At 52.8% G+C, this 20,531-nt stretch carries 24 protein-coding genes; 18 read left to right on the top strand and 6 right to left on the bottom strand.

Going from position 1 to position 20,531, the window contains the following annotated elements:
- Positions 1-194 (bottom strand): transposase domain-containing protein (locus CTZ24_RS12305; protein ID WP_208725548.1); only part of this gene is annotated, 194 nt, incomplete at its 3' end.
- Between the two features lie 443 nt (positions 195-637).
- Here CTZ24_RS12305 and CTZ24_RS12300 point away from each other — a divergent pair.
- The 7 genes from CTZ24_RS12300 to ruvX all read left to right on the top strand — a co-directional run bounded on the left by CTZ24_RS12300 (position 638) and on the right by ruvX (position 6,337).
- Positions 638-2,032 carry a sugar porter family MFS transporter gene (locus CTZ24_RS12300; RefSeq protein ID WP_208723661.1) on the top strand — a complete coding sequence of 465 codons (1,395 nt, stop codon included), beginning with the start codon at positions 638-640 and terminating at the stop codon, positions 2,030-2,032.
- Positions 2,033-2,132: 100 nt separating this feature from the next.
- Positions 2,133-2,645: a SprT family zinc-dependent metalloprotease gene (locus tag CTZ24_RS12295; protein WP_152521918.1), complete on the top strand. Its 513-nt coding sequence runs from the start codon at positions 2,133-2,135 to the stop codon at positions 2,643-2,645.
- Between the two features lie 75 nt (positions 2,646-2,720).
- The gene (gene endA / locus CTZ24_RS12290) at positions 2,721-3,428 is read left to right on the top strand and encodes a deoxyribonuclease I (protein ID WP_021186205.1); all 708 of its coding nucleotides are present in this window, start codon (positions 2,721-2,723) and stop codon (positions 3,426-3,428) included.
- 74 nt (positions 3,429-3,502) lie between these two features.
- The gene (gene rsmE, locus CTZ24_RS12285; protein ID WP_036627824.1) at positions 3,503-4,234 is read left to right on the top strand and encodes a 16S rRNA (uracil(1498)-N(3))-methyltransferase; all 732 of its coding nucleotides are present in this window, start codon (positions 3,503-3,505) and stop codon (positions 4,232-4,234) included.
- Between the two features lie 91 nt (positions 4,235-4,325).
- Complete coding sequence (gshB, locus tag CTZ24_RS12280; RefSeq protein ID WP_013510368.1) at positions 4,326-5,270, top strand: glutathione synthase; 945 nt, start codon at positions 4,326-4,328, stop codon at positions 5,268-5,270.
- 87 nt (positions 5,271-5,357) lie between these two features.
- Positions 5,358-5,921, top strand: a complete 564-nt coding sequence (locus CTZ24_RS12275) for a YqgE/AlgH family protein (RefSeq protein WP_208723660.1) — start codon at positions 5,358-5,360, stop codon at positions 5,919-5,921.
- Complete coding sequence (ruvX, locus tag CTZ24_RS12270; RefSeq protein ID WP_021186202.1) at positions 5,921-6,337, top strand: Holliday junction resolvase RuvX; 417 nt, start codon at positions 5,921-5,923, stop codon at positions 6,335-6,337. Before CTZ24_RS12275 ends, ruvX begins: the two co-directional genes overlap by 1 nt.
- Positions 6,338-6,341: 4 nt before the next feature.
- Here the strand turns inward: ruvX and CTZ24_RS12265 are convergent, their stop codons facing one another.
- Positions 6,342-7,334 (bottom strand): type IV pilus twitching motility protein PilT, encoded by a 993-nt coding sequence (locus CTZ24_RS12265; protein ID WP_208723659.1) that lies wholly within the window; start codon positions 7,332-7,334, stop codon positions 6,342-6,344.
- Positions 7,335-7,350: 16 nt separating this feature from the next.
- On the opposite strand from CTZ24_RS12265, the gene CTZ24_RS12260 reads away from it, so the two are divergent.
- From CTZ24_RS12260 to hemW, 4 genes are read left to right on the top strand one after another with little or no spacing between them, the layout of a single operon-like run.
- A complete protein-coding gene (locus tag CTZ24_RS12260; protein ID WP_208723658.1) occupies positions 7,351-8,058 on the top strand; it encodes a YggS family pyridoxal phosphate-dependent enzyme in 708 nt (235 codons plus the stop codon).
- 12 nt (positions 8,059-8,070) lie between these two features.
- Entirely contained in the window at positions 8,071-8,625 is a 555-nt protein-coding gene (locus tag CTZ24_RS12255; protein ID WP_021186199.1) for a YggT family protein, read from the top strand.
- A gap of 20 nt (positions 8,626-8,645) precedes the next feature.
- Positions 8,646-9,239 carry an XTP/dITP diphosphatase gene (locus CTZ24_RS12250; RefSeq protein WP_021186198.1) on the top strand — a complete coding sequence of 198 codons (594 nt, stop codon included), beginning with the start codon at positions 8,646-8,648 and terminating at the stop codon, positions 9,237-9,239.
- The gene (gene hemW / locus CTZ24_RS12245) at positions 9,232-10,371 is read left to right on the top strand and encodes a radical SAM family heme chaperone HemW (RefSeq protein ID WP_208723657.1); all 1,140 of its coding nucleotides are present in this window, start codon (positions 9,232-9,234) and stop codon (positions 10,369-10,371) included. The genes CTZ24_RS12250 and hemW overlap by 8 nt, the downstream gene beginning before the upstream one ends.
- 53 nt (positions 10,372-10,424) lie before the next feature.
- On the opposite strand, the gene CTZ24_RS12240 is transcribed toward hemW, so the two are convergent.
- Positions 10,425-11,159: a GntR family transcriptional regulator gene (locus tag CTZ24_RS12240; protein ID WP_208723656.1), complete on the bottom strand. Its 735-nt coding sequence runs from the start codon at positions 11,157-11,159 to the stop codon at positions 10,425-10,427.
- Positions 11,160-11,659: 500 nt separating this feature from the next.
- Here CTZ24_RS12240 and tkt point away from each other — a divergent pair, with 500 nt between their 5' ends.
- The 4 genes from tkt (at position 11,660) to ulaA (ending at position 15,920) form a co-directional block, all read left to right on the top strand.
- Entirely contained in the window at positions 11,660-13,654 is a 1,995-nt protein-coding gene (gene tkt, locus CTZ24_RS12235; protein WP_208723655.1) for a transketolase, read from the top strand.
- Between the two features lie 33 nt (positions 13,655-13,687).
- Positions 13,688-14,149, top strand: coding sequence for a PTS sugar transporter subunit IIA (locus CTZ24_RS12230; protein WP_021186194.1), 462 nt, complete (start codon positions 13,688-13,690; stop codon positions 14,147-14,149).
- Positions 14,150-14,184: 35 nt separating this feature from the next.
- Positions 14,185-14,457, top strand: a complete 273-nt coding sequence (locus tag CTZ24_RS12225; protein ID WP_021186193.1) for a PTS sugar transporter subunit IIB — start codon at positions 14,185-14,187, stop codon at positions 14,455-14,457.
- Between the two features lie 86 nt (positions 14,458-14,543).
- Complete coding sequence (gene ulaA / locus CTZ24_RS12220) at positions 14,544-15,920, top strand: PTS ascorbate transporter subunit IIC (RefSeq protein WP_021186192.1); 1,377 nt, start codon at positions 14,544-14,546, stop codon at positions 15,918-15,920.
- Between the two features lie 80 nt (positions 15,921-16,000).
- On the opposite strand, the gene CTZ24_RS12215 is transcribed toward ulaA, so the two are convergent.
- The 3 genes from CTZ24_RS12215 to trmB all read right to left on the bottom strand — a co-directional run bounded on the left by CTZ24_RS12215 (position 16,001) and on the right by trmB (position 17,853).
- On the bottom strand, positions 16,001-16,717 hold the full coding sequence (locus CTZ24_RS12215) for a YggN family protein (protein WP_208723654.1): 717 nt from the start codon (positions 16,715-16,717) through the stop codon (positions 16,001-16,003).
- An 89-nt stretch (positions 16,718-16,806) separates the two neighbouring features.
- The gene (locus tag CTZ24_RS12210; protein ID WP_021186190.1) at positions 16,807-17,133 is read right to left on the bottom strand and encodes a YggL family protein; all 327 of its coding nucleotides are present in this window, start codon (positions 17,131-17,133) and stop codon (positions 16,807-16,809) included.
- Complete coding sequence (gene trmB / locus CTZ24_RS12205) at positions 17,134-17,853, bottom strand: tRNA (guanosine(46)-N7)-methyltransferase TrmB (RefSeq protein ID WP_021186189.1); 720 nt, start codon at positions 17,851-17,853, stop codon at positions 17,134-17,136.
- Between the two features lie 154 nt (positions 17,854-18,007).
- Between trmB and mutY the strand changes: the two genes are divergently transcribed.
- From mutY to mltC, 3 genes are read left to right on the top strand one after another with little or no spacing between them, the layout of a single operon-like run.
- Positions 18,008-19,093: an A/G-specific adenine glycosylase gene (mutY, locus tag CTZ24_RS12200; RefSeq protein WP_208723653.1), complete on the top strand. Its 1,086-nt coding sequence runs from the start codon at positions 18,008-18,010 to the stop codon at positions 19,091-19,093.
- Positions 19,093-19,365, top strand: a complete 273-nt coding sequence (locus tag CTZ24_RS12195) for an oxidative damage protection protein (protein ID WP_013510385.1) — start codon at positions 19,093-19,095, stop codon at positions 19,363-19,365. The genes mutY and CTZ24_RS12195 overlap by 1 nt, the downstream gene beginning before the upstream one ends.
- Before the next feature lie 51 nt (positions 19,366-19,416).
- Positions 19,417-20,496, top strand: a complete 1,080-nt coding sequence (gene mltC, locus CTZ24_RS12190) for a membrane-bound lytic murein transglycosylase MltC (RefSeq protein ID WP_021186186.1) — start codon at positions 19,417-19,419, stop codon at positions 20,494-20,496.
- Positions 20,497-20,531 lie beyond the last annotated feature (35 nt).

Below are 20,531 nucleotides of genomic sequence, written 5' to 3'. Positions count from 1 at the left end.
AGCGAACGAAACAGGGACATGCCGGTAACAGCCCAGACCATCATATCCATTGGGAGGCGGCGTTTTCGCAGAGTCACGACACCGGTATCAACCAGACATTCATCAATGAGTTCGGGTGAGAGCAGATCGGAAAGCGCAGAAAATTCTTTCGGCGTAAAGTTCAGGACGGTATCGAGAGCCTGGCTGAGTAACATAAAAAAATCCGTAATCCCCGGGAGATTACAGATTTTTGCAGAACTACAGGATCGTTCAATCGATCATTTCATGCTTAACTGATCGGCATTACGCGATAAATCGCGTCGTTACATTTCGGGTCAGCTTTTCCATTAACAACAAATTGTTAACGATTACATTTTGAAACGCTTTAAATATCTGAGATTTAGGAATTTTGCAGCGTGGTTATTCCAGTAAAAATGCGTTATTTTCAGCGTCGTCTGATAGCCGATATTTAGAATGATGTCAGAAACTTAAAGGGTGCTATACCTTACTGGTTACAGAACCATTTTGGGCGAAAAATGCTGAATGACAGGGATTCAGCGAGTGTAACCGATTACATTCATGTGATCCTCCTCACTTTTTCCCGCAAGCAGGTTCCTTAACATTGATAAAAACAACGATAGATAAATTTGGAGGCAATATGCCTGGCAATACTCATAAAAGCAGAACCTCAAATAAGGCGATGACCTTGTTTGTCTGCTTTCTCGCGGCTCTGGCCGGCCTGCTGTTCGGTCTGGATATCGGCGTTATCGCTGGTGCCCTGCCCTTTATCGCTAAAGACTTTAACGTTACCGCCCACCAGCAAGAGTGGATCGTCAGCTCCATGATGTTTGGTGCAGCAGTGGGTGCTATCGGCAGCGGCTGGATGTCATCACAACTGGGTCGTAAAAAAAGCCTGATGGCCGGAGCCATTCTGTTTGTGATTGGCTCCCTGTGGTCAGCCTTTGCACCCAACCCGGAAATGCTGATTGTTGCCCGTGTGGTACTCGGTCTGGCAGTCGGTGTAGCGTCTTACACTGCGCCACTGTATTTGTCTGAAATCGCACCGGAAAAAATCCGCGGCAGTATGATCTCCCTGTATCAGCTGATGATCACCATTGGTATTCTGGCCGCGTACCTGTCCGACACCGCGTTCAGTGACGCGGGTGCATGGCGCTGGATGCTGGGTGTCATCACCATTCCGGCAATCCTGCTGTTGGTAGGCGTGGTATTTCTGCCAAACAGCCCGCGTTGGCTGGCGGCGAAGGGTAACTTCCGCGATGCGCAGCGCGTGCTCGATCGCCTGCGTGACACCAGCGAGCAGGCCAAACGCGAGCTGGATGAAATCCGCGAAAGCCTGAAGATCAAACAGTCAGGCTGGCAATTGTTCCAGAGCAACAGCAACTTCCGTCGCGCGGTATTCCTTGGCGTGCTGTTGCAGGTGATGCAGCAGTTCACCGGTATGAACGTCATCATGTACTACGCACCGAAAATCTTTGAAATCGCGGGCTTCGCCAACACCACACAACAAATGTGGGGCACGGTGATTGTCGGCCTGGTCAACGTCCTGGCAACCTTTATCGCTATTGGCCTGGTGGATCGCTGGGGCCGTAAGCCTACACTGGTGCTGGGTTTCCTGGTGATGGCAGCCGGTATGGGTATCCTCGGTACCATGCTGCATGTCGGTATTCACTCAGCCGGTGCGCAGTACTTCGCGGTTGCGATGCTGTTGATGTTTATCGTCGGCTTCGCCATGAGCGCCGGTCCGCTGATTTGGGTACTGTGCTCTGAAATCCAGCCGCTGAAAGGCCGTGACTTCGGTATCACCGTCTCAACAGCGACCAACTGGATTGCCAACATGATCGTCGGTGCCACCTTCCTGACCATGCTGAACTCACTGGGCAACGCGCCGACCTTCTGGGTCTACGCCGGACTCAACGTGTTCTTTATCCTGCTGACGCTCGTGCTGATCCCTGAGACCAAAAACGTCTCGCTGGAGCACATCGAACGCAACCTGCTGTCGGGTAAAAAACTGCGTGAAATCGGTCAGGAATGATCGAAACATGCGCTAACAAGGGCTGCCTGCGGGCGGCCCTTTTTTATGGCACGTCCCGCAGCAGTTGAGTTCCCCCGCGCAACGCCTTATGCTTTCCGCCATGAAAACGCCCCGCCTGCCCATTGCCATACAACAAGCCGTGATGCGCTCACTGCGCCAGTTCCTGCAACTGGCAAATGAGCGGCTGAAACGCAGCTATCCCGAACCGAAACTGATTTATCAACAACGTGGTACAGCGGCAGGCACCGCCTGGCTGGAGAAGTGGGAAATCCGTCTCAACCCGGTGTTGTTGCTGGAAAATCAACAGGCGTTTATCGACGAAGTGGTGCCGCACGAACTCGCGCATCTGCTGGTATGGAAAACCTTCGGTCGCGTTGCCCCACACGGCAAAGAGTGGAAATGGATGATGGAGGAAGTGCTGGGTGTACCCGCACGCCGCACACATCAATTCGAAATCGACTCGGTGCGCAGCCGTACCTTTGCCTACCGTTGCCGTTGTCAGCAACATCAACTCACCGTGCGCCGTCATAACCGCGTCGTGCGTGGCGAAAGTGAATATCGCTGCGTACATTGCGGTACGATATTGCAACCTGGTGAATTTTCAGCAAGTTAGTCGGTAATCTCATTTCACCGCCGGGCGCATTCTGCTAACCTGCCGCCTTTTTTCGCATCGGGTTAAGTTTGGAATATGTCTCGCAAAATTATTATCGCCCTGACCTTGTTAGTCGCTCCGCTGAGTGCCTGGAGCCTCAACCTCAATAATTACCATCAGAATAACTTCCAGCAGGCCAAAGAATACGCGGCCTCAATCAATGCCGATGCGCCCGGCAGTTTCTACTGTGGCTGCAAAATCAACTGGCAGGGCAAGAAAGGCGTACCTGACCTCAGCAGCTGTGGCTATAACGTGCGTAAAAATGCTAACCGCGCAGCTCGCATCGAATGGGAACATGTGATGCCTGCCTGGGAGTTCGGCCATCAGCGCCAGTGCTGGCAAAACGGTGGACGTAAAAATTGCAGCAAAGATGCCGATTACCGCCGCATTGAGAGCGATCTGCACAACCTTGAGCCGGCAATAGGTGAAGTGAATGGCGATCGTGGCAACTTCCAGTACAGCCAGTGGAACGGTGGTGAACAGCCCTACGGCCAGTGCAGCATGAAGATCGATTTCAAACAGAAACTGGCGCAGCCACCGGAGCGCGCCCGTGGAGCCATTGCCCGCACCTACTTTTATATGCGCGATCAATACAAACTGAGCCTGTCACGTCAGCAAACACAGCTGTTTACCGCTTGGGATAAGCAATATCCGGTGACGCCGTGGGAGTGCGAACGCGATCAACGCATCGCCAAAGTGCAGGGCAATCATAATCCTTATGTGCTTCAGGCTTGCCAGCGCTAAAACCGCTACCCTACACTAGCTGCTTTCCGATTGAGCCGTGCCGCTGGCACGGCATTAACGCTGGCAGGAACCGCATGCGTATACCTCGCATTTTTCACCCCGAACCCCTTACTGTGAACAGTGAGGTCTTCCTTGATGAAGACGCCGCCAATCACGTCGGACGCGTGCTGCGTATGAACGCAGGCCAGCGGCTAGAGCTGTTTGATGGCAGTAATCTGACTTTTGCCGCCGAAATCACCCAGGCTGATAAAAAGCGTGTAAAAGTAAGAGTCCTTGACAGTCAACAGGATGATCGCGAATCACCGCTGCATCTGCACCTTGGACAGGTGATGTCGCGCGGTGAAAAAATGGAATTCACCATCCAGAAATCCATCGAACTTGGCGTCAATGTCATTACGCCCTTGTTTTCTGAACGCTGTGGCGTAAAGCTGGATGCTGAGCGTCTGGCAAAAAAAATCCAGCAATGGCAAAAAATTGCAATTGCCGCCTGCGAGCAGTGCGGCCGTAATCGCGTGCCGGAGATTCGCGAAGCGATGACGCTGGAAGCCTGGTGCAGTGAAGCCGATGAAGGGCTAAAACTGAATTTACACCCGCGCGCCAGCCACAGTATCAACACGCTGCCCCACCCTGTTGAGCGCATCCGCCTGCTGATTGGTCCTGAAGGCGGCCTGTCGACAGAGGAGATTGCCATGACAGCACAGCACGGTTTCACTGATATTCTGTTGGGACCACGCGTGTTACGCACCGAAACCACCGCCCTCACCGCCATTACGGCACTTCAGGTGAGGTTTGGCGACCTCGGTTAAGGGATACTTTCGGGTTGTATAAAGACGCCAGCGTTAACATGGCGTCCTGACTAAGCAGGGGTAGTGAGTTCCCCCCTTTGAGGAGAGAATAATGATTAAGCTTGGCATCGTTATGGACCCGATTTCGTCCATCAACATTAAAAAAGACACCAGCTTCGCCATGTTGCTGGAAGCGCAGCGCCGTGGTTACGAAATTCATTACATGGAGATGAACGATCTCTCCCTGCGTGGCGGTGTGACGTACGCACGCACGCGCCTGCTCAGCGTCGAGCAAAACTACGATAAATGGTATGAATTTGGCAGCGAGCAAGAGATCAAACTGGCCGATCTCAATGTGGTGCTGATGCGTAAAGATCCGCCGTTCGATACCGAATTTATCTATGCCACTTACCTGCTGGAACGTGCTGAAGAGCAAGGTACGCTGATCGTCAACAAGCCGCAGAGCCTGCGTGACTGCAACGAAAAACTCTACACCGCGTGGTTTGCCGATCTCACCCCCGACACGCTGGTGACGCGCAGCAAAGAGAAATTACGCGCCTTCTGGCAGGAGCACGGCGATGTGATCCTCAAACCGTTGGATGGCATGGGTGGTGCATCGATCTTCCGCGTGAAACAGGATGATCCTAACTTCGGCGTTATCACCGAAACCCTGACCAATCACGGGCAGAACTTCTGCATGGCGCAAAACTACCTGCCAGCCATTAAAGATGGCGACAAACGTGTGTTGGTGGTTGACGGTGAACCCGTCCCTTACTGCCTGGCGCGAATTCCGCAAGGTGGCGAAACCCGTGGTAACCTGGCAGCGGGTGGCCGTGGCGAAGCTCGTCCCCTGAGCGACAGCGACTGGGAGATTGCCCGTCGCGTTGGGCCGACGCTTAAAGCAAAAGGGCTGATTTTTGTCGGTCTTGACATCATCGGTGATAAACTGACGGAAGTGAATGTGACCAGCCCGACCTGCGTGCGTGAAATTGAAGCCGCCTTCCCAATCTCCATCACCGGTATGCTGATGGATGCCATTGAGAAACGTCTGGGCTAAGGATGCCGTCGGAGCCAAGGCTCCGTGAATATCTCCAATACCGGCATTGCCGCAGCAATGCCGGTTATTTTTGGTATACGAGTGAGAATGAATTTACAGCATCATTTTTTGATTGCGATGCCATCCCTGCAAGATCCCTTCTTCAAGCGCTCGGTCGTGTACATTTGCGAGCATAACGAAGATGGTGCTATGGGCTTGATTATTAATAAGCCGATGGAGAATCTGACGGTCGAAGGCATCCTTAAAAAGCTCAAAATCAGCCCATCAGATCGCGATCCAGCTATCAGGCTGGATAAACCGGTATTCGCTGGCGGCCCGCTGGCGGAGGACCGTGGCTTTATTCTGCATTCTGCACAACGCGTCTACTCCTCCAGCATTCGTATTTCAGACACCACCGTGATCACCACCTCAAGAGATGTGCTGGAAGCGATTGGTAGCAGCTCTCAACCAGAACATGTGCTGGTGGCGCTGGGGTACTGCGCCTGGGAAAAAGATCAGCTCGAAAACGAATTGCTGGAAAACGCCTGGCTCACCACACCAGCATCCAGCACCATTCTGTTCCAGACGCCGATCGCGGAACGTTGGCGTGAAGCCGCGAAATGCCTGGGTGTGGATATCCACAATATGACTAACGATGCAGGACACGCCTGATGGCCAGTGAAACGCTGCTGGGCTTTGATTTCGGCACCAAAAGTATTGGCGTTGCTGTCGGACAGCAACTGACAGGCACCGCCCGCGCGCTGGCGGCGCTTAAAGCGCAGGATGGTACGCCGGACTGGAACCTGATCGAGCGGTTACTAAAAGAATGGCAGCCCGACTACGTAGTGGTAGGTCTGCCGCTCAATATGGATGGCAGCGAACAGGAACTGACCGCGCGCGCACGTAAGTTTGCCAACCGCCTGCATGGTCGTTTTGGGGTGCGTGTTGAGTTGCAGGATGAACGCCTCAGTACCGTTGAAGCGCGTGCCGGTTTGTTCGAACGTGGTGGCTACCGCGCGCTGCAAAAAGGCGCGGTCGATTCGCAATCGGCCGTCATCATCCTCGAAGATTGGTTCGACACCCACTGATCGTTCAAATCATCCCTGCCTGCTGTCGCGCCAGCTCGCTCTGGGCGAAGGTTTGCATTCCGGCCTGTGCGCCGGTTTGCAGTACTCCCGGCAACTGATGCATTTTCCCTTCGCGAATCAGGTTAGCTACCGCAGGCGTCGCCACCAGCACTTCAAACAATCCCACCCGCCCTCCCTGCTTTGCCGGCACCAGCCGCTGCGCCAGCACCGCTTTCAGGCTCCCTGCCAGTTGACTGCGCACCAGGTTTTTTTCCTCGGCGGGAAACACGTCCACCAACCGGTCCACTGCCTGAGTCGCACCACGCGTATGCAAGGTTGCCAGCACCAGATGGCCAGTCTCAGCCGCCGTTAATGCCAGGCGGATAGTTTCGCTATCGCGCAGTTCACCTAACAGAATCACATCCGGGTCCTCGCGCAGCGCCGCCTTCAGTCCCTGACGGAATGAAGCACAGTGCGCCCCAACTTCACGCTGTTGAATCAGCGAACGCAGGCTGTGATGAATAAACTCGATGGGATCTTCCAGCGTGAGAATATGGCGTGACTGCGCACGGTTCAGGCTATCGACCAGCGCCGCCAGTGTGGTGGATTTGCCACTGCCGGTTGCACCGGTGATGAGAATCAATCCCTCCTCCAGCAGAAGCAATTGCTCAACAACCGGCGGCAACCCCAGGCTGTCGATTGCCGGTACCTGACTGGCAATCAACCGCAAAGCCAGGGACAAACCGTGCCGTTGGAGAAACAGATTGGCGCGCAGTCGCACGCCACTTGCCAATGTGATGGCAAAATCGACGTGCCCCTCTGCTTCCAGCAACGTCTGCTGCGCGGTATCCAGCCACTGCATCATAAAGGCTTCCAGCCAGGCCGGTTCCAGTGCGGATTGCTCCGGGATGGGCTCCAGCACCCCTTGCCGTCGCCAGTGTGGCAAATGTCCGCTGCAAAGGTGCAGATCGGCGGCGTTATGCTTTACACTAAGGGCCACAACTTTATCCAAATCCATAGAAATTCTCCTGACTATGACTTCCATTGAGCACAACTTACAGCAAGTACGCGAGCGTATCGCCGCTGCTGCCGCGCGTTGCGGACGCGCTCCAGAAGAAATTACGCTGCTTGCAGTGAGTAAAACCAAACCTGTGAGTGCGGTCGAAGAAGCCATTGCTGCCGGACAGCGGGCGTTTGGCGAAAATTACGTGCAGGAAGGGGTTGAAAAAGTCACCACGCTGGCCGCACATCCTGAACTGCAATGGCACTTCATTGGTCCATTGCAATCGAACAAAAGTCGCCAGGTGGCGGAGCATTTTGACTGGTGCCATACCGTGGATCGTCAGCGCATTGCGCAACGTCTTAATGACCAGCGCCCGACGCACCTGCCGCCACTTAATGTGTTAATTCAGGTAAATATCAGTGACGAGAACAGCAAATCTGGCATCATGCTGGAGGCGCTGCCGACGTTGGCACAGGAGATTTCTGCCTTGCCGCAGCTACGTTTGCGCGGCCTGATGGCGATTCCGGCACCGGAACAGGATTATGATCGCCAGTTGGCGGTCTGCCTGCAAATGGCTGCCGCGTTTCGTGCCCTGCAACAGAATTACCCTGACGTCGATACGCTTTCTCTGGGAATGAGCGACGACATGGAAGCGGCCATCGCCGCTGGCAGTACTATGGTGCGTATCGGCACCGCCGTATTTGGCGCGCGGGATTATGCGCGCACTTCACAACAATAATTGAGGAACCTCATGTTAACAATGACGTTTTTAGTCAAAACGCTGATCGACCTGTACGTGATGGTCTTGCTGCTGCGCATCTGGATGCAGTGGTCACGCTGTGACTTCTACAACCCGCTGTCGCAGTTTGTCGTGAAGATTACCCAGCCAATTATCAAACCACTGCGCCGCGTATTACCGGCATTAGGGCCGATTGATACCGCCTCGTTACTGCTGGCGTTTGTGCTGACCACCCTGAAATACCCGATTCTGCTGTTGATTCAGGTAGGCGTGTTTTCGGTAGATCCAACCAACCTGTTGGTTGGCCTGTTATCACTGCTGAAGTCAGCCGGTTATCTGGTGTTCTGGGTAATTATCATTCGTTCACTGATGAGCTGGATCAGCCAGGGCCGCGGTCCCATTGATTATGTGCTGATCCAACTGACTGAACCGCTGATGGCACCGATTCGTCGCATTTTGCCAGCTATGGGCGGTATCGATTTTTCTGCCATGATTGTCATTCTGGTGCTGTATGCGCTGAATTTCCTCGGCATGGACCTGTTCCCGGGTCTTTGGTATTTGCTGTAATTCGTTAATCTGGAACTGTTATGCAAAAAGTTGTTCTCGCCACCGGTAATCCGGGCAAAGTTCGTGAACTGGCCGACCTGCTGGCGGCCTTTGGTCTGGATATCGTGGCGCAAACCGAGTTAGGCGTAGAGTCAGCGGATGAAACTGGTCTGACTTTTATTGAAAACGCCATTCTCAAAGCCCGCCATGCCGCGCAAATCACCGGTCTGCCTGCGATTGCCGACGACTCCGGTTTGGCGGTCGACGCCCTCGGCGGTGCGCCGGGTATCTACTCTGCCCGCTATGCCGGTCTCGATGCCAGCGATCAGCAGAACCTCGACAAATTGCTGATTACGCTGGAAAATGTGCCAGACGGCGAACGTCAGGCGCAGTTCCACTGCGTGCTGGTTTACGTGCGTCACGCGGCCGACCCTACGCCTCTGGTATTCCACGGTAGCTGGGCCGGTGAAATCACGCGTGCTGCCGCGGGTGCAGGCGGTTTTGGCTATGACCCGATTTTCTATGTACCTGAATTAGGCAAAACAGCGGCTGAGCTGAGTAAAGATGAAAAGCGCGCTGTTTCTCACCGTGGCAAAGCATTGACGCTGTTACTGGATGCGATGCGCAATGCCTGATTTACCACCGTTAAGCCTGTACATCCACATTCCGTGGTGTGTACAAAAATGTCCCTACTGTGATTTCAACTCCCACGCATTGAAAGGCGAGGTGCCGCACATCGAGTATGTGCAGCACCTGCTGAACGATCTTGAGCAGGATTTACCGCTGACCAGCGGGCGCGAAGTCCGTACCATATTTATTGGTGGTGGTACGCCAAGTCTGTTAAGCAGCAACGCGATGCAAATGTTGATGGATGGCGTACGTGCGCGGCTACCGCTGGCGCCCGATGCCGAAATCACCATGGAAGCCAACCCTGGTACGGTAGAAGCCGACCGCTTCAGCGGTTATCAGCAAGCCGGGATTAACCGCATTTCAATTGGTGTGCAGAGTTTCAGTCCGCAAAAACTGGAGCGTCTCGGACGTATTCACGGTCCGGAAGAAGCAAAACGCGCGGCACATCTTGCCGCCGGTCTTGGGTTACGCAGCTTCAACCTCGATTTGATGCACGGTCTGCCAGACCAGTCGTTGGAAGAAGCGCTCGACGATCTGCGCCAGGCGATTGCCTTAAATCCACCTCATCTGTCGTGGTATCAGCTGACCATTGAGCCAAATACGTTGTTTGGCTCACGCCCGCCAGTGCTGCCGGATGATGACGCGCTGTGGGATATCTTCGAACAAGGCCATCAGTTGCTGACCGCCGCGGGTTATCAGCAATATGAAACTTCGGCCTATGCGAAGCCCGGCTATCGCTGTGAGCATAACCTCAACTACTGGCGCTTCGGTGATTACCTCGGTATTGGTTGTGGTGCGCATGGCAAACTGACACAGCCGGATGGCCGCATTGTCCGTACCGTAAAAACCCGTCATCCGCGTGGTTTTATGAAGGGTAATTACCTCGATAAACAGCATGATGTCGCAGATGCCGACAAACCGTTTGAGTTCTTTATGAACCGTTTCCGTCTGCTGGAAGCGGCACCGCGCGCCGATTTCCGCCGCTATACCGGGTTGGATGAGGCAGTGATTCGTCCACAGATCGATGCAGCGATCGCAGCAGGATATGTGCTGGAAACGGAGCAACATTGGCAGATTACGGAAAAAGGTAAGTTGTTCCTGAACTCACTGCTGGAGTTGTTCTTAGCTGAAGAGTAGCCCCGACTTAGCGGCGCGATTTATCGCGCGTGTTTAAAAAAACGCGCGATAAATCAGCCTCTCTCGGTATTTTGTCGCAGCTGAAGCAGGTGGGTGTTAATCAGCGCGATATTCACTTCGCACGGCGTACCATCATCCAGATAGACGGTTTCACTGATCTCCAGCACGGCATCGTTCTCTTTCAAATTCAGCAGATTAAGCTGATCAGCATCGGTTAAGTTGATAGCGCTCAGGTTCTGATCCCTGCGCTGCACTTTCTTCCCGGTGAGCTGTTCAATATACGAGTATTTGGAGATCTCCAGCTTGCTGAATTCCATGCTGCTAAACATGGTGACCGGCAAATGAATATGTTCCAGCGCCACCGGGATATCATCAAAGCACATTAAACGGACGATTTTATACACCTGATCGCTGTTCTTAATGCGTAACGACTGTGCCATATCTGGCGTTGGCACCTTCATGATGCTGACGGTGATAACTTTCCTGATGCCTTTATAGCCTTTTTTCTGCGCCTGATAATCAAAAGGTGACAGCGCATGAAAACGGCCAGAATGGTTACTTTTGCCAATCGAGCCAACAAACAGACCTGAGCCTTTCACCCGGTAAATTCGCTGCTGTTCAATCAAAATTCTGGTTGCTTCGCGCACCGTCGCGCGGGTGATGCCGATGTTCTTGGCTATCGCGATTTCGGTGTCGAGCTTATCGCCAGGCAGAAGCCCATCCTCTTTGATTTTGCGGAGGATGTAATCGACAACCTCTTTCTGCTTCTCAGTAATGCCATCGACCATCAGCGTTGTTCCCGATAAGTGTAAGACCCGACAACCGCGAGCCATCAGTGCACATGTATGCCTGAGTTTATTTTCTTCGTACCAGCCTGACCGTATGAGGATGTGATCCAGTTAACGAATTTGCACTCCCGCTCAGGGTGTCCAGCCAGATTTGAATCTTACATATTGTATCTGTACACGTCCAGGTGCATCATCAAGATGACTAGACACATTAAACATGTATAGACTTAATCAGGCAACCATAAAACCCGATTGATATAAAATAAAAATCAGGACACCTGCATAACAAATCAAATCAAGATAATGATATTTATCATTATTTATTCAGATGCTGTGACTTCCCAGCCGAAAGCAGAATGACGGTGGGAATATCTTCACACATCACGACAGGGCGCCACACCAAGGGCAACCACCGGGAAGTGACTGGACATCTTTTACCACCGACCCAGCGATGACAGTCAGGATTTCTGCATAAAACAGCGCTAAAGCGAGATCAGTTCATGGTAAATAGAGAGTTAGCAAATGCGATTCGATTTCTGAGCATTGATGCGATCCAGCAAGCCAATTCAGGGCATCCTGGCGCGCCAATGGGAATGGCGGATATTGCCGAAGTGGTATGGCGTCACCACTTACGCCACAACCCCAAAAACCCACAGTGGTTCAACCGTGATCGCTACGTTCAGTCCAACGGACATGGCTCCATGCTGCTTTATTCCTTGCTGCATCTGACTGGCTATGATGTGACCATTGAAGACATCCGTCAGTTTCGCCAGTTGCATTCCCGCACGCCAGGGCACCCCGAATACGGTTATACACCCGGCGTAGAAACCACCACCGGCCCACTTGGTCAGGGCGTGGCAAATGCCGTCGGGATGGCGATTGCCGAAAAAGGGCTGGCGGCACAGTTCAATAAACCGGATTTCGCGCTGGTCGATCATTACACCTGGCTGTTTTTAGGCGATGGCTGCCTGATGGAAGGGATCTCCCATGAGGCATGTGGCCTGGCAGGCACTTTGCAGCTCGGCAAACTGATTGCCGTCTGGGACGACAATGGCATCTCGATTGATGGGCATGTGGAAGGCTGGTTCTCAGAAGATACCGCCGCCCGCTTCTGCGCTTATGGCTGGCATGTGATTGAAGGTGTCGACGGACATGATGCAGCGGCAGTGGATGCTGCGGTGCGTGAAGCCAAAGCCGTCACCGACAAACCCAGCCTGCTATGTTGCAAAACCATCATTGGTTTTGGTTCACCGAATAAAGCCAATAGCCACGATTGCCACGGCTCAGCCCTTGGCAGCACAGAAGTCGCGTTGGTGCGTGAAGCTCTGAACTGGCCGCATGCGCCCTTTGAAATTCCCGCTGCCATCTACCAGGCCTGGGATGCAACCGAGCAGGGTGGAAAAAACCAGCAAGAGTGGGATCACCTGTTTGCCGCTTATCAACAGCGCTGGCCGGAGCTGGCGGCGGAATTTAGCCGCCGTATGCAGGGTGAGCTGCCTGCCAACTGGGCACAGGACATGGACAGCTACATCGCCGGATTGCAGGCAACGCCAGCTAATCTTGCCACCCGTCAGGTCAGCCAAAAGTGCCTGAACCATTTTGCCGATTTACTGCCGGAACTGCTGGGTGGATCAGCGGATTTGTCACCCTCAAACCTGACCCGACAGCAAACCTCTGTCGATTTCAGCGCTGAAAACCCGGCGGGAAATTACATCTCATACGGTGTGCGTGAATTCGGTATGTCAGCCATCATGAATGGCCTGGCGCTGCATGGTGGTTTTATCCCCTACGGCGGCACTTTCCTGATGTTTATGGAGTATGCACGCAATGCGGTGCGTATGGCGGCGCTGATGAAAATCCGTTCGGTCTTCGTCTATAGCCACGACACCATCGGTTTGGGCGAAGATGGCCCAACCCACCAACCGGTGGAACAATTAGCTTCGCTGCGACTGACACCCAATATGGAAACCTGGCGTGGCTGCGACCAGGTTGAGGTCGCGGTGGCATGGCGTCAGGCGATTGAACGCCAAAACGGACCAACCGCGCTGGTCCTTACCCGACAACCGCTTGAGCAGCAACCGCGTTCGGCGGCCCAGGTGGCGGATATTTCCCGTGGTGGTTATGTCCTTGTCGATTGTGATGGCAAGCCCGAGTTGTTGCTGATCTCATCCGGTTCAGAAATCGAGTTGGTGGTTGCCGCCGCTAAAGTGCTGCGCGAAGAAGGCTGCAAAGTGCGGGTGGTTTCCCTGCCCTGTACCGAGCGTTTCGATCAACAGGACGAACAATATAAAGAATCGGTACTACCGAAAGACGTGCGTCAACGTCTGGCGGTGGAAGCCAGCATCGAAGGATTCTGGCAGCGGTATACCGGTCTGGATGGGAAAGTGATTGGTATGAAATCATTTGGTGAGTCAGCACCGGCCAACGTCCTGTTCAAACATTTTGGCTTTACGGTGGAGAATGTCCTTGAGACCGCCCGTAGCCTGCTGAAGTAAACACCGAATACGACTTTAATTCAGGATATAACTATGTCGAATCTGTCAAAGTGGCTGAATGAGGAAAAGATCCAATACCTGGAAAATGTCTCTGACTGGAAAGAGGCAATTCAGGTTGCAGGACGCCCACTGCTGAATGAAGGCGCCATTTCTCAGCAATATATTGATGTCATCATTCAGCAAAAAGAGGACATTGGTCCCTACTTTGTTATCGCACCACGTATCGCTATGCCCCACGCGCGCCCTGAACAGGGAGCGCAAAAACTGGGGTTATCGATTGTCAAACTGGGCCATGCCGTTAAATTCGATGCGGATGAAAATGATCCGGTTGATGCTATTTTTATGTTCTCAGCACCGGACAGTAACAGCCATATTGAAATGATTTCGCAACTGGCTGAAGTCCTTTCCGATGACGAGACGATGGGGCGATTATTCAACGCAGGTAGTAAAGAAGAATTGAGCGCCATTTTACTGGCAGATAAGGCTGTTAATTAAGAAAACCATTCAGAATACGAATCAAGAGGTGTTATATGAAAATTATGGCGGTTTGTGGCTCAGGCCTGGGAAGCAGTTTTATGATGGAAATGAACATTAAAAAAGTTCTTAAAGCCATCGAAATCACAGCGGATGTCGAACATTCCGATCTGGGTTCAGTTACCCCGGATGTTGCTGATGTTTTTGTGATGGGTAAAGACATTGCCTACAGTGCGAACCTGCCTGAGGACAAAGTCATCATCATCAATAACATCATTGACATCAAAGAGCTTGAGCTAAAGATCCGCGAATATTTTAATAAAGCCTGACTCAACCTTCTCTACCCTTAATAATTCAGGTTGCAACCAGGGTATATGCAACCTGAAAAAATAGAACGCTTACCGCTGAGGTTAATATGTTTATCCAAAACCTTTTATTGGTAGTTGTCGACGTGCTGAAAGTGCCTTCAATCCTCGTAGGGTTGGTGGCTTTATTTGGTCTGGTCGCGCAAAGAAAACCGTTCCCGGATGTGATTAAAGGCACGGTAAAAACGATTCTGGGTTTCTTAGTACTGGCAGGTGGTGCCTCCGTATTGGTTGGTTCACTGACGCCACTCGGTGATATCTTTAAGCAGGCATTTGATGTACAGGGAATTATCCCTAACAACGAAGCGATGGTTTCCATTGCACTGGAAAAATACGGCGCGCCCACCACGCTGATTATGGCGTTTGGTATGGTGGCGAATATTGTGGTTGCCCGCTTTACCCGCCTGAAATATATCTACCTTTCCGGTCATGTGACATTTTACATGGCCTGTATGGTGGCAATTATTCTGTCGGTGGCCGGCTTCGAAGGTGTCCAGCTTATTTACACCGGTTCACTGGCACTCGGCATGTTGATGGCATTTTTCCCGGCGCTGGCTCAGCCGCATATGCGTAAAATCATCGGCCATGACCAGGTCGCGTTAGCCCATACCGGCACGGTGGGTTACGTGTTGTCTGGCTGGATTGGTTCATTAGTCGGTAAAGGTTCAAAATCTACCGAAGAGATGAACATGCCAAAAAACCTGAGTTTTTTGCGTGACAGCACCATCTCTATTTCCCTGACGATGATGATTATCTATTTTATTCTGTCCGTTTCTGCGGGCAAAGAGTATGTGGAAAGCCATTTCAGTCATGGTCAGAACTATCTGGTCTACTCATTCGTGCAGGCGATCACCTTCGCGGCTGGCGTATTTATTATTCTGCAAGGCGTTCGTTTAATTCTGGCAGAAATCGTCCCGGCGTTTACCGGTTTCTCTGAGAAGCTGGTGCCAAATGCACGCCCGGCACTCGACTGTCCGATTGTATTCCCTTACGCGCCGAATGCGGTACTGGTTGGCTTTATTTCCAGCTTCGTTGGGGGTCTGGTTGGATTATTTATCCTCGGCCAGCTGAAATGGGTATTAATTCTGCCAGGCGTAGTGCCTCACTTCTTCTGCGGTGCCACCGCCGGGGTATTCGGTAATGCGACCGGAGGTAAACGTGGTGCAATGCTCGGTGCGTTCGCACATGGTGTATTAATTACCTTCCTGCCGGTAGCGCTGTTACCAGTACTGGGCGCGTTGGGATTAACCAACACCACCTTCTCGGATACCGACTTTGGTGTCACCGGGATCATCCTCGGCAATATGGCCCGATATATGGACAAGGGCACCATCACTATGGTGATTACCGGGATTTTCGCTCTGCTGGTTATTTATAACTTTGCCACCAGCAATAAGGCCGTGGCAAAAGAAGTGAAAGGCGAATAAAACTTATCACTGAAAAGTAGCGGCGCGATTTATCGCGCAGTGTCGGAAAAAACCGTGCGATAAATCGCGCCGCTACGAAATTAACCTTTAAAACCTTGTACCAGGCCTTTACGCTGCCCTTCCAGATCCGTCACACGATTACATACTTCATGGCCAAAATTCTGGAAATCCTGCTCCTGCTTGTTCCACTCGGTTTGAATCGACTGTTGTAAACCACCAAGATTGCCCATCAGCGCCTGCAATGGGTTATTGCCGCCACCTGTCTGCTGGCTACCCATCTCGTTCAGGCTGTCCTGTAAGATGCCGCCCATAGTGCTTTGCACCAGCTTTTCACCGTCGGCACGCACCTGATCAATGGCCTGATGATGGAAAGTCAGACCATCATTGCGATGTTCGATAATGCGGTTCATCTGCTGCTTCAGCTGACCATCCAGCTTAGTAAGACGATTACGCACGTTGCTGTTTGGCCCCAGCTTCTCGACAATCACCTGATCCAACGCAACGCGGCTACGCTCCAGTCGCGTGCTGGCACCTTGATCAATCCAGGGCAAGTCACGGCGCAACGCATTTTGATAGTTGATCGCTTTCTGGCGCGTCGCGTTATCAACGCTAACTTTCTGACCATTGAACTGCACGTCACCCTGCGGCGAGATTTCGAGGTTGCCGTTCTCTCCCACCACCTGCACGCTCTGCGGCTTAATAATCACATCATCTTGTGGCTTAACGCTGCATTCATAAGCAGCCTGAGCCTGTGTCGCCGCCAGCAATAACGCGGCGAGAAGCGCTTTACGAACCATGAAATCTCCTGCGTCCATTTGCGGAACCGTAGCGGCGCGATTTATCGCGCCGCTACGGGGTGTACCAATAAGTACCGTCTACAGGATTCTTAGTCCCACCACACATCAAAGAGTTCAGTCACCTGCACGTCTGTCAGGCCACGATCCTGTAACCATTTGCGAACCAGTTCACGATGCTCATCGGTGCACTTGCCAGTTTGTTGCAGGCACACCAACCCTTCCCAGACCAGGTAACCGCTACCATCGTAAGCCAGACCATTTGGATCAATCACTTCATTGATGAAAGCATCCAACGTGCTGTCAATTTGCTCCTCGCTGGTACCTTCGGCAAAACGCCAGGCAACGGAGAAACCCAGTTCCTGAAACTCATCAATATGCAATTTTTTACGTAAACGACGGCTGCGCTGTGTGGCCATTTATTTCACCCTCTCAAACATCAGATCCCAAACGCCGTGGCCCAGTCGCTGCCCGCGTTGCTCAAATTTGGTTAACGGACGCGTCTCCGGACGCGGCACGTAATCATGACTTGCAGACAGGTTTTGATAACCCTGAATGCTGCTCATTACTTCCAGCATGTGCTGGGCGTAGGCTTCCCAGTCGGTCGCCATATGGAAGACACCGCCCAACTTCAGCTTACGCATGACCAGCTCAGCAAACGGTACCTGAACGATACGACGTTTGTTGTGGCGCGCTTTATGCCAGGGGTCCGGGAAGAACAACTGCACCATGCGCAACGAGTTATCTGGAATCATCTTCTCCAGCACTTCAACGGCGTCGTGACACATCACACGTAGGTTTTCCACGCCCGCTTCTTTTGCTGAACCCAGACACGCACCAACACCTGGCGCATGAACTTCAATGCCGAGGAAGTTCTGATGCGGGTTATTTTTCGCCATCGTCACTAACGAGGCTCCCATACCAAAACCAATTTCCAGCACCAGCGGCGCATCACGGCCGAACAACGCGGTCAAATCCAGCGGTTCCGGCTGATACTCGACGCCCATCTCCGGCCAGTATTGATCGAGTGCCAGCTGCTGCCCTTTGGTTAAGCGCCCCTGGCGGCGCACAAAACTGCGGATACGGCGCAATGGCCGCCCGTTCTCATCAAATTCTGGGGTGATGACGTCATTAATCATGTCAAAGCCTGTTGATTAGCGTGTTCAGGGAAACGCGCATTATGCAAAGTTCAATAGCAGAAGCAAGCCTTTGCAAACTTCCGGTTTACACCCTGATGTCTCTATGCTGGAATTCCTGCCTGAGTGTAGAGTAACCACGGAAAATTTCCTTCTTATGATGCAAGCGCCGCAGTTCGCGCAACAGGTGCTGGACTGGTATCAGCGCTTTGGTCGCAAAACCCTGCCCTGGCAGCAGGAGAAAACGCCCTACAAAGTATGGCTCTCCGAAGTGATGTTGCAGCAGACCCAGGTTGCCACCGTCATTCCCTATTTTGAACGCTTTATGGCGCGCTTCCCCACGGTTGCCGATCTGGCGGCTGCGCCACTGGATGAGGTGCTGCATCTGTGGACCGGTCTGGGCTATTACGCCCGTGCGCGTAACCTGCACAAAGCGGCAAAGCAGGTGGTGGATAAGCACGCTGGTGAGTTCCCGCGTAACTTTGATGACGTGGCCGCGTTACCGGGTGTTGGCCGCTCAACGGCGGGGGCGATATTGTCGCTGTCGCTGGGACTACACTTCCCCATCCTCGATGGCAACGTTAAACGTGTGCTGGCGCGCTGCTACGCCGTAGCAGGCTGGCCGGGGAAAAAAGAGGTCGAGAAGCGGCTATGGCAACTGAGCGAAGAAGTGACGCCAGCACAGGGCGTCAGCCAGTTTAATCAGGCGATGATGGATCTCGGCGCGTTAGTGTGTACCCGCTCACGTCCGAAGTGTGAGATTTGCCCGCTTAGCAGCGGCTGTGTCGCATATGCCAATGCCAGTTGGGCCAACTATCCCGGCAAAAAACCTAAGCAGACGCTGCCCGAACGCAGTGGCTGGTTTCTGATGATGCAACACGGTGATGATGTCTGGCTGGAACAACGCCCACCCGTGGGCCTGTGGGGCGGCCTGTTCTGCTTCCCGCAATTCACCACCGAACAGGCGATGACCGACTGGCTGGCAGAACGCAGTATTCACGCCAAACCGCAGCAGCTCACTGCATTCCGCCATACTTTCAGCCATTTCCATCTGGATATTGTGCCTATGTGGCTGGCATGGCCTTCGTCCGGGTCGCTGATGGATGAAGCAGGCGGTCTCTGGTATAACTTAGCGCAACCACCGTCAGTGGGTCTGGCTGCGCCGGTCGAGCGCCTGTTGCATGAACTGCGACATCCCCAGCAACTGGCACTGCATACGCGAGTGACCGAAGAGGAAGAGTAATGAGCCGCACTATTTTTTGTACTTATCTGCAACGCGACGCTGAAGGTCAGGACTTTCAGCTCTATCCTGGCGAGCTGGGTAAGCGCATCTACAACGAAATCTCCAAAGAGGCTTGGCAGCAATGGATGACCAAGCAGACCATGCTGATCAACGAGAAAAAACTCAACATGATGAACCCAGGCGATCGCAAAGTGCTGGAACAGGAGATGGTGAATTTCCTGTTTGAAGGCAAAGATGTGCACATTGAAGGTTACACACCGCCGGAAAAATAAACTTTCTGGGCCTCACCTTGAGGCCCTTTTCAGGTCAGGCTTGCATTAACAATGAATAAAAAATTGATCGCCCTGCTGGCAATCGCACCGCTTTTGGTTTCCTGCTCCGGACACAAACAAGGGCAATATCACGAAGAGTGGGTTAAGGACACCAACGGTTTCGACATTCTGATGGGTCAGTTCGCCCATAACATTGAAAATATTTGGGGAATCAATGAGGTTCTGATCGCAGGCCCCAAAGATTACGTCAAATATAGCGACAACTATTACACCCGCAGCCATATCAACTTTGATAGCGGTAGCATTACCATTGAAACCATTTCCGGCACCGATCCGATGGCGAGCCTGCGTCAGGCGATCATCACCACGCTGTTGATGGGTGATGAACCGGGTAATGTGGATCTCTATTCAGATGCCAACGATATTCAGATCAGTAAAGAGCCAATGCTGTACGGCCAGGTGCTGGACAACACCGGCCAGGCCATTCGCTGGCAGGGCCGTGCTGGTAACTTTGCTGACTACCTGATTCAGAACAAACTGCAAAAACGCACCTCTGGCTTGCATGTTATCTGGTCGGTGACCATCCCGATGGTGCCGAACCATCTCGACAAGCGTGCGCACAAATACCTGCCAATGGTACGCAAAGCCGCAGAAGAGTATGGCGTGGATGCGTCATTGATTCTGGCAATTATGCAGACCGAATCGAGCTTCAACCCCTATGCGGTGAGTAATTCTGATGCGCTGGGACTGATGCAGGTAGTGCAACATACCGCCGGGGTTGATGTGTTCCGCATGAAGGGCAAATGGGGTAAACCCAGCCGTAGTTATCTGCTTGATCCGGAGAACAACATTGATGCCGGTACGGCCTATCTGTCGTTGTTGCAGAACACCTATCTGGGTGGAATCCAGGACCCGGTATCACGCCGTTATGCAGTGATTACCGCTTATAATGGCGGCGCGGGCAGCGTATTGCGGGTGTTCTCCAGCGATAAAGATCGCGCGTTTGCGATGATTAATGGTATGTCGCCGGGGCAGGTATATCAGACGCTCACCACCAACCATCCATCAGCGGAATCACGTCGTTATCTGTACAAGGTGAACAGCGCCCAGCGCAGTTATCACCGTTATTAAGTGCGGTCAGTTCCCTCACCCCAACCCTCTCCCGC

Origin of the sequence: Pantoea phytobeneficialis (assembly GCF_009728735.1) — a bacterium.
In the GTDB taxonomy this organism is placed as follows: Bacteria; Pseudomonadota; Gammaproteobacteria; order Enterobacterales; family Enterobacteriaceae; genus Pantoea; species Pantoea phytobeneficialis.
Note: the sequence above shows the minus strand (reverse complement) of the source record. Positions and strands in the feature narration are given on the sequence as shown.